Here is a 14,598-nt window from a genome sequence, read left to right as displayed (position 1 = left end):
GCGCGATTATGGCACACTTGCCGGACGATCTCTCGTTTCAGGCAGGTACTTTATCGTGAAAATCCTCGTTGATGAAAATATGCCCTATGCGCGTGAACTGTTCAGCCGTCTGGGCGAGGTACAGGCGGTGCCGGGGCGTCCCATTCCACTGGCGGCGCTGGCTGGCGCGGACGCGCTCATGGTGCGCTCGGTGACTAAAGTCAATGAAGCATTGCTGGCAGGGCAGGGGATTAAATTCGTCGGCACCGCCACCGCAGGCACCGATCATGTTGACGAGGCGTGGCTGGCGCAGGCAGGTATCGGTTTTTCCGCCGCGCCCGGCTGCAACGCCATTGCGGTGGTGGAGTACGTTTTCTCGTCGCTGCTGATGCTGGCCGAGCGCGACGGCTTCACCCTGACCGAGCGCACGGTGGGCATTGTGGGCGTGGGTAATGTCGGCCGTCGCCTGGCGGAGCGTCTGGAGGCGTTCGGCGTGCGCACCCTGCTGTGCGATCCCCCGCGTGCCGATAGCGGTGACGAGGGCGATTTCCGCCCGCTGGAAGAGCTGGTGCGGGAAGCCGATATCTTAACTTTCCATACGCCTCTCTATAAAGATGGCCCGTATAAAACGTGGCATCTCGCCGACGATGCGCTGATCCGCCGTCTGAAGCCTGGCACTATTCTGATTAATGCCTGTCGGGGACCGGTAGTCGATAACGTCGCGCTGTTAGCCCGGCTGAAAGACAACCAGCCGCTAAGCGTGATACTCGACGTATGGGAGCCGGAGCCGGACCTGCTGACCGAGCTGCTGGATCGCGTTGACATTGGCACGCCGCACATCGCGGGCTATACCCTTGAAGGCAAAGCGCGCGGCACCACCCAGGTTTTCGAGGCGTTCAGCGAGTTTATCGGTCAGCGTCAGCAGGTGGCGCTGGCAACGCTGCTGCCCGCGCCGGAGTTTGGCCGCATTACGCTACACGGGCCGGTCGATCAGGCAACGCTAAAAAGACTGGTGCATTTGGTGTATGATGTGCGCCGCGACGATGCGCCGCTGCGAAAAGTCGCTGGCGTACCGGGTGAATTCGACAAGCTGCGTAAAAACTACTCTGAGCGCCGCGAGTGGTCTTCCTTATACGTACAGTGTGATGATGCCGACGCGGCAGACCTGTTGCACAAGCTCGGTTTCAACGCCGTTCATCACCCCATTCGTTAATTCTGTTTTTTAGCTCCCTGCCCACCGGGGCGGGGAGTATCGCTATTTCTGGAGTCAACCACCATGTCTGAAGGCTGGAATATTGCCGTACTGGGCGCTACGGGCACCGTAGGCGAAGCCCTGCTTGAAACCCTTGCTGAACGTGAATTCCCGGTCGGGGAACTGTATGCCCTGGCGCGCAGTGAAAGCGCGGGGGAGGCCCTGCGCTACGGGGGTAAAACCGTGCGCGTTCAGGACGCCGCGGAGTTTGACTGGACGCAGGTTCAACTGGCTTTCTTCACTGCGGGCAGCGACGCGGCGGCGACCTACGCGGAAGAAGCGGCCAATGCCGGGTGTCTGGTCATTGATACCAGCGGTCTGTTTGCGCTGGAGCCGGACGTCCCGCTGGTGGTGCCGGAGGTCAATCCCTTCGTGCTGGCCGATTACCGCAACCGCAATATTATTGCCGTCCCCGATAGCCTCACCAGCCAGTTGCTGGTAGCGCTTAAGCCGCTGATTGATGTCGGTGGACTGTCGCGCATCGCCGTTACCAGCCTGCTTTCTGCCTCCGCGCAGGGCAAAAAGGCCGTCGATGCGCTGGCCGGGCAGAGTGCGAAACTGCTCAACGGGATGCCTGTTGATGAAGACGATTTCTTTGGCCGCCAGCTAGCGTTTAACCTGCTGCCGCTGCTGCCGGACCGCGAAGGCAACGTGCGTGAAGAGCGCATCATTGTCGATCAGGTCCGCAAAATTTTGCAGGATGACGGTTTAATGGTCTCTGCAAGCTGCGTGCGTTCATCGGTCTTTTACGGCCATGCGCAACTGGTCAGCTTTGAAGCCATGCGCCCACTGGCGGCAGAAGAAGCGCGTGATGCCTTCTCCCTTGGCGAAGATACGGTGTTGTCTGAAGAGGGGGCATTCCCGACCCCGGTCGGCGACGCATCCGGCAGTGCGCATCTGTCCATCGGCTGCGTGCGTAATGATTACGGTATGCCGGAGCAGATCCAGTTCTGGTCCGTCGCCGATAACGTTCGCTTTGGCGGCGCGCTGATGGCGGTGAAAATTGCGGAGAAACTGGTGCAGGAGTACCTGTAATCATGGCGGATGTTCAGCAGCAGCCGGTAATAAAAATTGCGCTCGGCATTGAATATGACGGTAGCAAATATTACGGCTGGCAGCGCCAGAATGAAGTGCGCAGCGTGCAGGAGAAACTGGAAAAAGCGCTTTCGCAGGTGGCTAACGAGCCGATCAACGTCTTCTGTGCCGGGCGGACCGACGCAGGCGTTCACGGCACCGGTCAGGTCGTCCATTTTGAAACGCGTGCCGTGCGTAAAGATGCGGCCTGGACGCTGGGCGTAAATGCGAATTTACCTGGTGACATTGCCGTGCGCTGGGTTAAACATGTGCCGGATGATTTTCATGCGCGTTTCAGTGCCACGGCACGCCGTTACCGCTATGTCATTTATAATCACCGCCTGCGTCCGGCGGTATTAAGCCAGGGCGTGACGCACTATCATCAGCCGCTGGATGCCGCGCGAATGCACCGTGCGGCCCAGTCGCTGCTGGGGGAGAACGACTTCACCTCGTTCCGCGCGGTGCAGTGCCAGTCGCGCACGCCGTGGCGCAACGTGATGCATATTCACGTGGAGCGTTACGGCGCGTATGTGGTGGTGGATATCAAAGCAAATGCCTTTGTACATCATATGGTAAGGAATATTGTCGGTAGCCTGATGGAAGTAGGTGCCCAAAACCAGCCAGAGAGCTGGATAGCAGAACTGCTTGCTGCAAAAGACAGGACGCTTGCGGCAGCGACGGCAAAAGCGGAAGGGCTGTATCTGGTCGCGGTAGATTACCCGGATCATTTCGACCTGCCGGTGATGCCGATGGGCCCGCTCTTTTTAGCGGACTAATTGTGATTGCATAAAGGCATTTAACAATATGGATCTGATTTACTTTCTGGTCGATTTCATTCTGCATATTGATGTACATCTGGCGGAGCTGGTTGCCGAGTACGGCATCTGGGTTTACGCGATCCTGTTTTTGATTCTGTTTTGCGAAACCGGTCTGGTGGTAACGCCGTTTCTGCCAGGGGATTCGCTGCTGTTCGTGGCCGGGGCGCTGTCCGCGTTGCCGACTAACGATCTGAACGTCCATCTGATGGTGGTACTGATGATTGTGGCTGCGGTGCTGGGCGATGCGGTCAACTACACGATTGGCCGGTTGTTCGGCGATAAGCTGTTCAGTAACCCGAACTCAAAAATTTTCCGTCGCAGTTATCTCGACAAAACCCACGCGTTCTACAATAAGCACGGGGGTAAAACGATTATTCTGGCGCGTTTTGTGCCGATCGTTCGCACCTTTGCGCCATTCGTGGCGGGGATGGGGCATATGTCCTATCGTCATTTCGCCGCGTACAACGTGGCGGGCGCGCTGCTGTGGGTGATCCTCTTTACCTATGCAGGCTACCTGTTTGGCGATTTGCCTGTGGTACAGGAAAACCTTAAGTTACTGATCGTGGCGATCATTGTGCTGTCGATCCTGCCCGGCGTGGTAGAAATTATCCGCCATAAACGCGCAGCATCGAAGCAGGCAAAATGACGTCTTAACGGCGGTTCGACCACTTTTTTATCCCAACTTGCGAACCGTTATGTTTTAATGTGCAACATTCATGGTCAGGCGGGGCCAGATTCGCCCCGTCGGACAAAACTGGCATCGACCAGGTTCAGGCAGAAAGGTTATCAATGAGCTGGATTGAACGAATTAAAAGCAATATCACCCCCACCCGTAAGGCCAGTATCCCTGAAGGGGTGTGGACGAAATGCGACAGCTGTGGTCAGGTACTTTACCGTGCCGAGCTGGAGCGCAATCTTGAAGTATGTCCGAAATGCGACCACCACATGCGAATGTCAGCGCGTAATCGCCTGCATAGCCTGCTGGATGAAGGTTCGCTGGTAGAGCTTGGAAGCGAGCTTGAGCCAAAAGACATTCTGAAGTTCAAAGATTCCAAAAAGTATAAAGACCGTCTGGCGTCAGCGCAGAAAGAAACTGACGAAAAAGACGCGCTGGTGGTGATGAAAGGCACGCTTTACGACATGCCGATCGTTGCTGCCGCCTTTGAATTTGCCTTTATGGGCGGTTCAATGGGGTCGGTTGTTGGTGCGCGCTTCGTGCGTGCAGTCGAGCAGGCGCTCGAGGACAACTGTCCGCTGGTGTGTTTCTCCGCTTCCGGCGGCGCGCGTATGCAGGAAGCGCTGATGTCGCTGATGCAGATGGCGAAAACCTCTGCGGCGCTTGCAAAAATGCAGGAGCGCGGTCTGCCGTACATTTCCGTGCTAACCGACCCGACAATGGGCGGCGTTTCGGCAAGTTTTGCGATGCTGGGCGATCTCAACATCGCCGAGCCAAAAGCGCTGATTGGCTTTGCTGGCCCGCGCGTTATCGAACAGACCGTGCGTGAAAAACTGCCGGCTGGCTTCCAGCGCAGCGAATTCCTGATTGAAAAAGGGGCGATTGATATGATCGTCCGCCGCCCGGAAATGCGCCTGAAGCTGGCCAGCATTCTGGCGAAGCTGATGAACCTTCCGGCACCTGACCCGGATGCCCCGCGTGAAGACGTGGTGGTACCGCCGGTACCGGATCAGGAAATCGAGGCCTGATATGCACAGGGGCAGGGCCAGACGGCGCTGCCCTTTTGCTTTTCTTCACCGTTAAACGTTGCGGGCATCATGGAAAAAGAACTTATCCCTCACGCCACGTCGCCCCTGGCTACGTGGCTTTCTTATCTGGAAAATCTGCACGCGAAGACCATCGATCTGGGGCTTGAGCGCGTAAGCCAGGTGGCTGCCCGCCTGGATGTACTGAAGCCCGCCCCGTTTGTGTTCACCGTAGCAGGGACTAACGGCAAAGGAACCACCTGCCGGACGCTGGAATCCATCCTGACGGCGGCGGGTTACAAAACCGGCGTCTACAGTTCGCCGCACCTGGTCCGCTACACCGAGCGGGTGCGCGTTCAGGGCGCAGAACTGCCGGAAGCGGCGCATACGGCTTCGTTTGCCGCCATTGAAGCCGCGCGGGGCGACATCTCTCTGACCTATTTTGAATACGGCACTCTGTCGGCGCTGTGGCTGTTTAAACAGGCTGCGCTGGACGTGGTGATCCTTGAGGTCGGGCTGGGCGGACGGCTGGATGCCACCAATATGGTGGATGCTGACGTTTCCGTCGTCACCAGCATTGCCCTCGATCATACCGACTGGCTGGGGCCGGATCGCGAAAGCATCGGGCGCGAAAAAGCCGGTATCTTCCGTGCGGGCAAACCGGCGATCGTCGGCGAGCCGGAAATGCCGCAGTCGATAGCGGACGTCGCGCAAGAGAAGGGCGCAGTGCTGCTGCGCCGCGATGCCGACTGGCGTTATGAGGTGAGCGGGCAGGGCTGGCGTTTTGTCGATGCCAGGGGTGAACTGAACAACTTACCGTTACCGCAGGTGCCGCAGCCTAACGCCGCCACCGCGCTGGCCGCGCTGCGCGCCAGTCAACTTGCGGTCAGCGAGCAGGCGGTCCGTGACGGCATCGCCGGAGCGATTTTGCCGGGACGTTTTCAGATAGTCAGTGAATCACCGCGTTTGATCCTCGACGTCGCCCACAATCCACACGCGGCGGCGTACCTGGCGGGACGTCTCAAAACGCTACCAAAAACCGGGCGCGTTCTGGCGGTCATTGGTATGCTGCATGATAAAGATATCGCAGGCACGCTGGCCTGTCTTAGCGACGTAGTTGACCGCTGGTACTGCGCACCGCTGGAAGGGCCGCGCGGCGCAACGGCAGAGCAGTTGCTGGCGCATTTACCTGACGGCGCAATGTATGTCACAGTAGCGCAGGCATGGCACGCCGCAATGGCGGATGCGAAGCCAGAAGACACCGTGCTGGTGTGTGGATCGTTCCACACGGTAGCGCACGTAATGGAAGAAATGGAGGCGGGGGGATTCGGTGGCGAGTAAGTTTCAGAACCGTTTAGTCGGCACGATTGTCCTGGTTGCACTGGGCGTCATTGTCCTGCCTGGGCTGCTTGACGGCCAGAAAAAGCATTATCAGGATGAGTTCGCCGCCATTCCGCTGGTGCCGAAACCCGGCGACCGCGACGAGCCGGATATGTTGCCAGCGGCAACCCAGGCGCTACCCGCCCAGCCGCCGGAAGGTGCAGCGGAAGAGGTGAGAGCAGGCGATGCGGCGGCACCGACATTAGATCCATCTCGCCTTGCGGCGAACAGCGGTGCGGATATCGATCAGATCCCGGTAGCACCTGAACCGCCAAAACCTAAACCCGTAGATAAACCGCAGACCAAACCGCAGCGGGACAAAACCAGCGAGCAGTTAGCGGCGGCGGCTGAAGCGCCTCCGCCGACAAAACCTGCGCCGCAGGAAAAACCGGCTGCTGAAGAGAAACCTGCGCCGACCGGCAAGGCATATGTTGTCCAGCTCGGTGCGCTGAAAAATGCTGACAAGGTGAGTGAGATCGTCAGCAAATTGCGTGGGGCGGGGTATCGGGTTTATACATCGCCTTCCACGCCGGTTCAGGGTAAAATCACCCGCATTCTGGTGGGGCCAGACGCGTCGAAGGATAAGCTGAAAAGTTCGCTGGGCGAGCTGAATCAGATTTCCGGGTTGAACGGTGTGGTGATGAACTACGGCGTCAACTAACGCCCTCTCCCTAACCCTCTCCCGCAGGAGAGGGGACGGTCCGGGGGATACGTTTGAGCGCCTTTCTCCTTAACAGGGAAAAGGCTGTCTTTCTCCCTCTCCCGCAGGGAGAGGGGACGGTCCGGGGGATAAGTTTGAGCGCCTTTCTCCTTAACAGGGAAAAGGCTGTCTTTCTCCCTCTCCCTCAGGGAGAGGGTCGGGGAGAGGGGGAGCGTTAATCCTCTTTCCCTCAATAAAGGGAGCGGAGCCGTGAACGCCCTCTCCCTAACCCTCTCCCGCAGGGAGAGGGGACGGTCCGGGGGATAAGTTTAAGCACCTTTCTCCACAACAGGCAAAAGGCCGCTTTTCTCCCGCAGGAGAGGGGATCGTCCGGGGGATAAGTTTAAGCGCCTTTCCCCACAACAGGGAAAAGGTCGCTTTTCCCCCTCTCCCTCAGGGAGAGGGTCGGGGTGAGGGGGAGCCGTCCGGTACAGCGCCAACGTCCCGGCGCTTTCTGGCGAGCCGGGACTGTCCGGCACAGCCCCCACCTTTCGGCGCTTTTCCCCCTCGCCAGCAGAGGGCGGAATGGCCCAAACCGGCGATGGCGTTGAATGTTTTTTCAGCGCCATTTTTATTTGTGCAGGGAACGGAAATCCCTACGCAAACGTTTTCTTTTTCTGTTAGAATGCGCCCCAACTGGATGGCAGGGCGTAAATCGTGAGACAAAAATGGTCTGGATTGATTACGCTATTATCGCGGTAATTGGTTTTTCCTGTCTGGTTAGCCTGATCCGTGGTTTTGTTCGTGAAGCGTTGTCGCTGGTGACATGGGGTTGTGCTTTCTTTGTTGCCAGTCATTACTACACTTATCTGTCAGTCTGGTTTACGGGCTTTGAAGACGAACTGGTTCGAAATGGGATTGCTATCGCGATACTGTTTATCGCGACGCTTATCGTTGGCGCTATCGTGAACTACGTGATAGGTCAACTGGTGGAGAAAACCGGCCTGTCGGGTACGGACAGGGTGTTGGGGATCTGCTTCGGCGCTCTGCGTGGCGCGCTGATCGTCGCTGCCATTCTGTTCTTTCTGGACACCTTCACCAGCATGTCGAAAAGCGAAGACTGGCAAAAATCCCAGCTCATTCCGCAATTCAGTTTCATCATCAGATGGTTCTTTGATTATCTGCAAAGCTCGTCAAGTTTCTTGCCCAGGGCATAAGTCCTGAGATGTGGCTTAACGAGGAAAAGACGTATGTGCGGTATTGTCGGTATCGCCGGTGTTATGCCGGTCAACCAGTCTATTTATGACGCGTTAACGGTGCTTCAGCATCGTGGCCAGGATGCCGCAGGCATCATTACCATTGATGCGAATAACGGCTTTCGGTTACGTAAAGCCAACGGCCTGGTCAGCGATGTGTTCGAAGCGCGTCACATGCAGCGTATGCAGGGCAATATGGGTATCGGTCACGTCCGCTACCCAACCGCTGGCAGTTCCAGCGCCTCAGAAGCGCAGCCTTTCTACGTTAACTCACCGTATGGTATTACGCTTGCTCACAACGGCAACCTGACCAACGCTCACGAACTGCGTAAAAAGCTGTTCGAGGAGAAGCGCCGCCATATCAACACCACTTCTGATTCCGAAGTTCTGCTTAACGTTTTTGCCAGCGAGCTGGATAACTTCCGCCACTACCCGCTGGAAGCCGACAACATTTTTGCCGCCATTGCCGCGACCAACCGCCTGATCCGTGGCGCGTATGCCTGCGTGGCGATGATTATCGGCCACGGGATGGTCGCCTTCCGCGATCCGAACGGCATTCGCCCGCTGGTGCTGGGCAAGCGCGCGATCGGCGACGGGCGCATTGAATACATGGTGGCTTCGGAAAGCGTGGCGCTCGATACGCTGGGCTTTGAATTCCTGCGCGACGTTGCGCCGGGCGAAGCCATTTACATCACCGAAAAAGGCCAGCTCTTCACCCGCCAGTGTGCTGACAACCCGGTCAGCAATCCGTGCCTGTTTGAATACGTTTACTTTGCCCGCCCGGATTCGTTTATCGACAAAATTTCCGTTTACAGCGCCCGCGTGAACATGGGCACCAGGCTCGGTGAGAAAATCGCCCGCGAGTGGGAAGATCTGGACATCGACGTGGTGATCCCGATCCCGGAAACCTCCTGCGATATCGCGCTGGAAATCGCCCGAATTCTGGACAAACCTTACCGCCAGGGCTTCGTAAAAAATCGCTACGTCGGCCGCACATTTATTATGCCGGGCCAGCAGCTGCGCCGTAAATCAGTGCGCCGCAAGCTCAACGCTAACCGCGCCGAGTTCCGCGATAAAAACGTGCTGCTGGTTGACGATTCCATCGTGCGCGGCACCACTTCCGAGCAAATTATCGAGATGGCGCGTGAAGCCGGGGCGAAGAAAGTTTATCTGGCCTCTGCCGCACCGGAAATTCGCTTCCCGAACGTCTACGGTATTGATATGCCGAGCGCCAACGAACTGATCGCCCACGGGCGTGAAGTGGATGAAATCCGCCAAATCATTGGCGCTGATGGCCTGATTTTCCAGGATCTGAACGATCTGATCGATGCGGTCCGCGCAGAGAACCCGGAAATTCAGCAGTTCGAATGCTCGGTATTTAACGGTATTTACGTTACTAAAGATGTCGATCAGCAGTATCTCGACTATCTCGATTCCCTGCGCAATGACGATTCCAAAGCGGTACAGCGTCAGAACGAAGTGGAAAATTTAGAGATGCACAACGAAGGATGATCCCGGCGCTACGTTTCTGATACAGGGGCGTGGCGGTTGCAACTGTTACCCGGATCCGGCAAAGTCTGCGCATGACGAATTAAGGACATGTTCATGAAAAGAGTCATTGTCGGCATTTCGGGGGCCAGCGGCACGATTTACGGCGTGCGGTTATTAGAGATTTTACGTGACGTTCCCGATGTAGAAACGCATCTGGTGATGAGCCTGGCCGCGCGCCAGACGCTGGCGCTGGAAACGGATCTTTCCCTGCGCGAAGTTCAGGCGCTGGCGGACGTCGTTCACGATGCGCGCGATATCGCCGCCAGTATCTCCTCCGGGTCGTTTAAAACGGCGGGTATGGTGATCCTGCCGTGCTCGATCAAAACCTTGTCCGGCATTGTGAACAGCTACACCGACGGCCTGCTGACGCGTGCCGCCGACGTGGTGCTGAAAGAGCGCCGCCCGCTGGTACTGTGCGTGCGCGAAACGCCGCTGCATCTGGGGCATCTGCGCCTGATGACCCAGGCGGCAGAGCTGGGCGCGGTGATCATGCCGCCCGTTCCGGCGTTTTATCACCGTCCGCAATCCATTGATGATGTCATCAACCAGACGGTAAACCGGGTGCTCGATCAGCTTGATATCGAACTGCCCGAAGACCTCTTCACCCGCTGGGCAGGAAGCGCACCCGCAGAGCGCGAACGTTAAAAACATGCCCTGTTTCAGGGCATTTTTGTAACCGCGATCATATCCCCGACATTTTCCTGTCATTTTCCCTTTCTGCTGCTGCGGTTCGTCTGTCAGACCTGCTATCTTCACTTTATGATAATTTGCAACGTTTTATTAACACATTTCACCGTTCCCGCTTCCGGCGCTGAAATGGCATAAAACCTGCAAGGTTTATCCGCAGCACAACACCACGACATAATAAAATCACCACATCTGAGGGGAATGTATGAAGAAGTCGGTCCTGGCTCTGTCTTTATTGATCGGTTTAAGCAGCGCCGCCAGCGTCAATGCCGCGCTACCGCAGACGGTGCGTATTGGTACAGATGCCACCTATGCACCTTTTTCATCAAAAGATGCGAAAGGGCAGTTTGTGGGTTTTGATATCGATTTGGGTAATGAGATGTGCAAGCGTATTCAGGTGAAATGTACCTGGGTTGGCAGCGATTTTGACGCCCTGATCCCGTCGCTGAAGGCGAAAAAGATCGACGCAATTATCTCTTCTCTCTCCATCACCGAGAAGCGCCAGCAGGAAATCGCTTTCTCTGACAAATTATACGCTGCCGACTCGCGCCTGATTGCCGCGAAAGGCTCGCCGATCCAGCCAACGCTGGAGTCGCTGAAAGGGAAACACGTCGGGGTCCTGCAAGGCTCTACCCAGGAAGCCTACGGTAACGATCACTGGCGCAGCAAAGGCGTGGATGTTATTGCCTATGCCAACCAGGATCTGATCTATTCCGACCTTGCAGCGGGACGCCTTGACGCTGCGTTGCAGGATGAAGTCGCCGCCAGCGAAGGGTTCCTCAAACAGCCTGCCGGGAAAGATTTTGCCTTTGCCGGTGCCTCGGTTAAAGACAAGAAATTCTTCGGCGACGGCACCGGCGTGGGCCTGCGCAAAGATGACACCGAACTGAAAGCTGCCTTTGACAAAGCGCTGAAAGATGTGCGCGCCGACGGCACCTACGACAAACTGGCGAAAAAATATTTCGATTTCAATGTGTACGGTGATTAAGCCAGAACAGACGAAATCGTCAATGCTCCCGCCAGTGTCTGGCGTGGGGCATTGATGGGATTTATGCATCGCGATGGTGCAGTACCTGCACCATCCTTGCGCACAAATGCATAGTTAAGCGTTTCTGATGCGAAAAAATCGCATTTTGGGTGCAGAATATTTTGCCTTGCCGCCCCGAATAATGGCACGATACCTGCACCTTATTTTCACCATAAATCCCATTAGAATGACCGTTTGTTGAGGATAATTATGAAAAAGTTGGTCTTGTCCCTTTCTCTGGTTCTGGCGGCTTCCAGTTTCTCTGGCGCATTCGCAGCAATCCCGCAAAAGTTACGTATTGGCACCGATCCCACCTATGCCCCTTTTGAATCGAAAAATTCACAGGGTGAGTTAATTGGTTTTGATATCGACCTGGCGAAAGAACTGTGCACGCGGATTAAAACCCAGTGTACCTTCGTCGAAAACCCGCTGGATGCGCTGATCCCGTCGCTGAAAGCAAAGAAAATTGACGCCATTATGTCGTCGCTGTCGATTACCGAAAAACGCCAGCAGGAAATTGCTTTCACCGACAAGCTCTATGCCGCAGATTCCCGACTGGTGGTGAAAAAAGGCTCCGGCGTCGTTCCTGACCTCGACAAGCTGAAAGGAAAGCGCGTTGGCGTATTGCAGGGCACGACGCAGGAAACCTACGGAAATCAGCACTGGGCACCGAAGGGCGTTGAAATCGTCTCCTATCAGGGCCAGGACAATATCTACGCCGACCTTACCGCGGGTCGTATTGATGCCGCTTTCCAGGATGAAGTCGCCGCCAGCGAAGGATTCCTCAAGCAGTCCATCGGCAAGGACTATGAATTTGGCGGTCCTTCGATTAAAGATGAAAAACTGTTTGGCGTCGGCACCGGAATGGGACTGCGCAAAGAGGATAACGAGTTGCGCGAGGCGCTGAATAACGCCTTTGCCGAGATGCGCGCGGACGGAACTTACGAAAAGCTGGCGAAAAAGTATTTCGATTTTGATGTTTACGGCGGCTAAGTCGCCGCTCCGGTCTCCTCTTTTCGGGAGGAGGCCCGTATCTGGACAGGACGAGCTGAATGCTGCACGGGTTTTCTCACGTTATTTTACAGGGCGCGCTGGTGACGCTGGAGCTGGCGTTAAGCGCCGTGGTGCTGTCAGTCGCCATTGGCCTGATCGGTGCTGGCGCAAAGCTTTCTAACAGCCGTCCGCTGGCGCTGATTTTCGAAGGCTACACCACGCTTATTCGCGGCGTGCCGGATCTGGTACTGATGCTGCTGATTTTTTACGGCCTGCAAATTGTGCTTAACAGCATCACTGATGCGCTGGGGATGGCGCAGTTTGATATCGACCCGATGGTCGCCGGGATCATCACGCTTGGCTTTATCTACGGAGCCTACTTTACCGAAACCTTTCGCGGCGCGTTTATGGCGGTGCCGGGAGGCCATATCGAAGCGGCAAAGGCGTTTGGCTTTACCGGTGGTCAGGTTTTCCGCCGCATTCTGTTTCCGGCGATGATGCGCTACGCGTTGCCCGGTATTGGCAATAACTGGCAGGTGATCCTCAAAGCGACGGCGTTGGTTTCGCTGCTGGGGCTGGAGGATGTGGTTAAGGCGACGCAGCTGGCGGGAAAAAGTACCTGGCAGCCGTTTTACTTTGCCATCGTCTGCGGTCTGATCTATCTGGTATTTACGACGGTCTCTAATGGTGTGCTGCTGCTGCTCGAACGCCGCTACTCCGTGGGTGTGAAGAGGGCTGACCTGTGATCGAGATTATTCAGGAATACTGGCAGTCGCTGCTGTGGACCGACGGCTACCGGATGACCGGCGTGGCTATTACGCTGTGGCTGCTGATCTCCTCGGTGGTGATGGGCGGCGTGCTGGCGGTGTTTCTCGCCATTGGCCGCGTCTCAAACAATAAATTTATCCGCTTTCCCATCTGGCTGTTCACCTACATATTTCGCGGCACGCCGCTGTACGTCCAGCTTCTGGTGTTCTATTCCGGGATGTACACGCTGGAAGTGGTGAAGGGCACCGAACTGCTGAACGCCTTTTTCCGCAGCGGCCTGAACTGTACGGTGCTGGCGCTGACCCTGAACACCTGCGCTTATACTACCGAAATTTTCGCCGGAGCGATCCGTTCGGTGCCGCACGGCGAGATTGAAGCGGCGCGCGCCTACGGCTTTTCGTCCTTTAAAATGTACCGCAGCATCATTCTGCCTTCCGCACTGCGGATTGCGCTGCCAGCGTACAGCAATGAGGTGATCTTAATGCTGCATTCAACCGCGCTGGCGTTTACCGCCACGGTGCCGGATTTGCTGAAGATCGCCCGCGATATCAATTCGGCAACCTATCAGCCATTTACCGCGTTTGGCATTGCGGCGGTGCTGTATTTAATCATCTCTTATGTGCTGATCAGTTTATTCCGCAAGGCGGAAAAGCGCTGGTTGCAGCATGTAAAACCTTCCTCGACGCACTGAGAATACGATGTCTGAAAATAAATTAAACGTTATCGATCTGCACAAGCGCTACGGCGAGCATGAGGTGCTGAAAGGGGTGTCGCTGACGGCCAATGCCGGGGACGTGATTTCGATTATCGGATCGTCGGGATCGGGTAAAAGTACCTTTCTGCGCTGCATTAACTTTCTCGAAAAACCGAGTGAAGGCACCATCACCGTCAACGGGCAGAATATCACTCTGGTGCGTGATAAAGACGGGCAGCTTAAGGTGGCGGATAAAAATCAGCTACGCCTGCTGCGCACCCGGCTGACGATGGTCTTCCAGCACTTCAACTTGTGGAGTCACATGACCGTGCTGGAGAACGTGATGGAAGCGCCGATTCAGGTGCTTGGGCTTAGCAAACAGGCGTCCCGCGAGCGCGCGCAGAAATACCTGGCGAAAGTGGGTATTGATGAGCGGGCGCAGGGCAAATATCCGGTGCATCTGTCCGGCGGGCAGCAGCAGCGCGTTTCTATCGCCCGTGCTTTAGCCATGGAACCGGAAGTGCTGCTGTTTGATGAGCCGACCTCTGCGCTTGACCCGGAGCTGGTTGGCGAAGTACTGCGTATCATGCAGCAACTGGCCGAAGAAGGAAAAACGATGGTGGTGGTGACGCATGAAATGGGCTTTGCGCGCCACGTTTCATCGCACGTCATTTTCCTGCATCAGGGCAAAATTGAGGAACAGGGTGAACCGGAGCAAATGTTTGGCAATCCGCAAAGTCCGCGCCTGCAACAGTTTTTGAAGGGATCGCTGAAATAA

At 56.3% G+C, this 14,598-nt stretch carries 15 protein-coding genes; all 15 read left to right on the top strand.

All coding sequences use genetic code 11. From position 1 onward, the window contains the following. Nucleotides 1–55 precede the first annotated feature (55 nt). The 15 genes from pdxB (at nt 56) to hisP (ending at nt 14,598) form a co-directional block, all read left to right on the top strand. Nucleotides 56–1,192, top strand: coding sequence for a 4-phosphoerythronate dehydrogenase PdxB (gene pdxB / locus RT197_RS12495; protein WP_312951076.1), 1,137 nt, complete (start codon nt 56–58; stop codon nt 1,190–1,192). 63 nt (nt 1,193–1,255) lie between these two features. Then, nucleotides 1,256–2,266, top strand: coding sequence for an aspartate-semialdehyde dehydrogenase (locus RT197_RS12490; RefSeq protein WP_312951073.1), 1,011 nt, complete (start codon nt 1,256–1,258; stop codon nt 2,264–2,266). 2 nt (nt 2,267–2,268) lie between these two features. After that, on the top strand, nt 2,269–3,081 hold the full coding sequence (truA, locus tag RT197_RS12485; protein WP_312951070.1) for a tRNA pseudouridine(38-40) synthase TruA: 813 nt from the start codon (nt 2,269–2,271) through the stop codon (nt 3,079–3,081). 28 nt (nt 3,082–3,109) lie between these two features. Then, entirely contained in the window at nt 3,110–3,769 is a 660-nt protein-coding gene (locus RT197_RS12480) for a DedA family protein (RefSeq protein WP_312951067.1), read from the top strand. Between the two features lie 143 nt (nt 3,770–3,912). Beyond that, the gene (accD, locus tag RT197_RS12475; protein WP_312951064.1) at nt 3,913–4,827 is read left to right on the top strand and encodes an acetyl-CoA carboxylase, carboxyltransferase subunit beta; all 915 of its coding nucleotides are present in this window, start codon (nt 3,913–3,915) and stop codon (nt 4,825–4,827) included. A 69-nt stretch (nt 4,828–4,896) separates the two neighbouring features. Further along, nucleotides 4,897–6,165 carry a bifunctional tetrahydrofolate synthase/dihydrofolate synthase gene (gene folC / locus RT197_RS12470; RefSeq protein WP_312951062.1) on the top strand — a complete coding sequence of 423 codons (1,269 nt, stop codon included), beginning with the start codon at nt 4,897–4,899 and terminating at the stop codon, nt 6,163–6,165. After that, nucleotides 6,155–6,865: a cell division protein DedD gene (dedD, locus tag RT197_RS12465; RefSeq protein WP_312951059.1), complete on the top strand. Its 711-nt coding sequence runs from the start codon at nt 6,155–6,157 to the stop codon at nt 6,863–6,865. The genes folC and dedD overlap by 11 nt, the downstream gene beginning before the upstream one ends. A gap of 707 nt (nt 6,866–7,572) precedes the next feature. Beyond that, nucleotides 7,573–8,061 carry a colicin V production protein gene (gene cvpA / locus RT197_RS12460; RefSeq protein WP_312951058.1) on the top strand — a complete coding sequence of 163 codons (489 nt, stop codon included), beginning with the start codon at nt 7,573–7,575 and terminating at the stop codon, nt 8,059–8,061. A gap of 33 nt (nt 8,062–8,094) precedes the next feature. After that, entirely contained in the window at nt 8,095–9,612 is a 1,518-nt protein-coding gene (purF, locus tag RT197_RS12455) for an amidophosphoribosyltransferase (protein ID WP_312951055.1), read from the top strand. Nucleotides 9,613–9,705: 93 nt separating this feature from the next. Further along, nucleotides 9,706–10,296, top strand: a complete 591-nt coding sequence (locus RT197_RS12450; RefSeq protein WP_312951052.1) for a UbiX family flavin prenyltransferase — start codon at nt 9,706–9,708, stop codon at nt 10,294–10,296. A 247-nt stretch (nt 10,297–10,543) separates the two neighbouring features. After that, entirely contained in the window at nt 10,544–11,326 is a 783-nt protein-coding gene (gene argT / locus RT197_RS12445) for a lysine/arginine/ornithine ABC transporter substrate-binding protein ArgT (RefSeq protein ID WP_312951051.1), read from the top strand. A gap of 249 nt (nt 11,327–11,575) precedes the next feature. After that, on the top strand, nt 11,576–12,358 hold the full coding sequence (hisJ, locus tag RT197_RS12440; RefSeq protein ID WP_312951048.1) for a histidine ABC transporter substrate-binding protein HisJ: 783 nt from the start codon (nt 11,576–11,578) through the stop codon (nt 12,356–12,358). 59 nt (nt 12,359–12,417) lie between these two features. After that, complete coding sequence (locus RT197_RS12435; RefSeq protein WP_312951046.1) at nt 12,418–13,104, top strand: histidine ABC transporter permease HisQ; 687 nt, start codon at nt 12,418–12,420, stop codon at nt 13,102–13,104. Then, complete coding sequence (gene hisM / locus RT197_RS12430; protein WP_312951044.1) at nt 13,101–13,817, top strand: histidine ABC transporter permease HisM; 717 nt, start codon at nt 13,101–13,103, stop codon at nt 13,815–13,817. Before RT197_RS12435 ends, hisM begins: the two co-directional genes overlap by 4 nt. Nucleotides 13,818–13,824: 7 nt before the next feature. Next, nucleotides 13,825–14,598, top strand: coding sequence for a histidine ABC transporter ATP-binding protein HisP (gene hisP / locus RT197_RS12425; protein WP_312951042.1), 774 nt, complete (start codon nt 13,825–13,827; stop codon nt 14,596–14,598).

It is taken from the genome of Superficieibacter sp., assembly GCF_032071645.1.
Taxonomy (GTDB): domain Bacteria; phylum Pseudomonadota; class Gammaproteobacteria; order Enterobacterales; family Enterobacteriaceae; genus Superficieibacter.
Note: the sequence above shows the minus strand (reverse complement) of the source record. Positions and strands in the feature narration are given on the sequence as shown.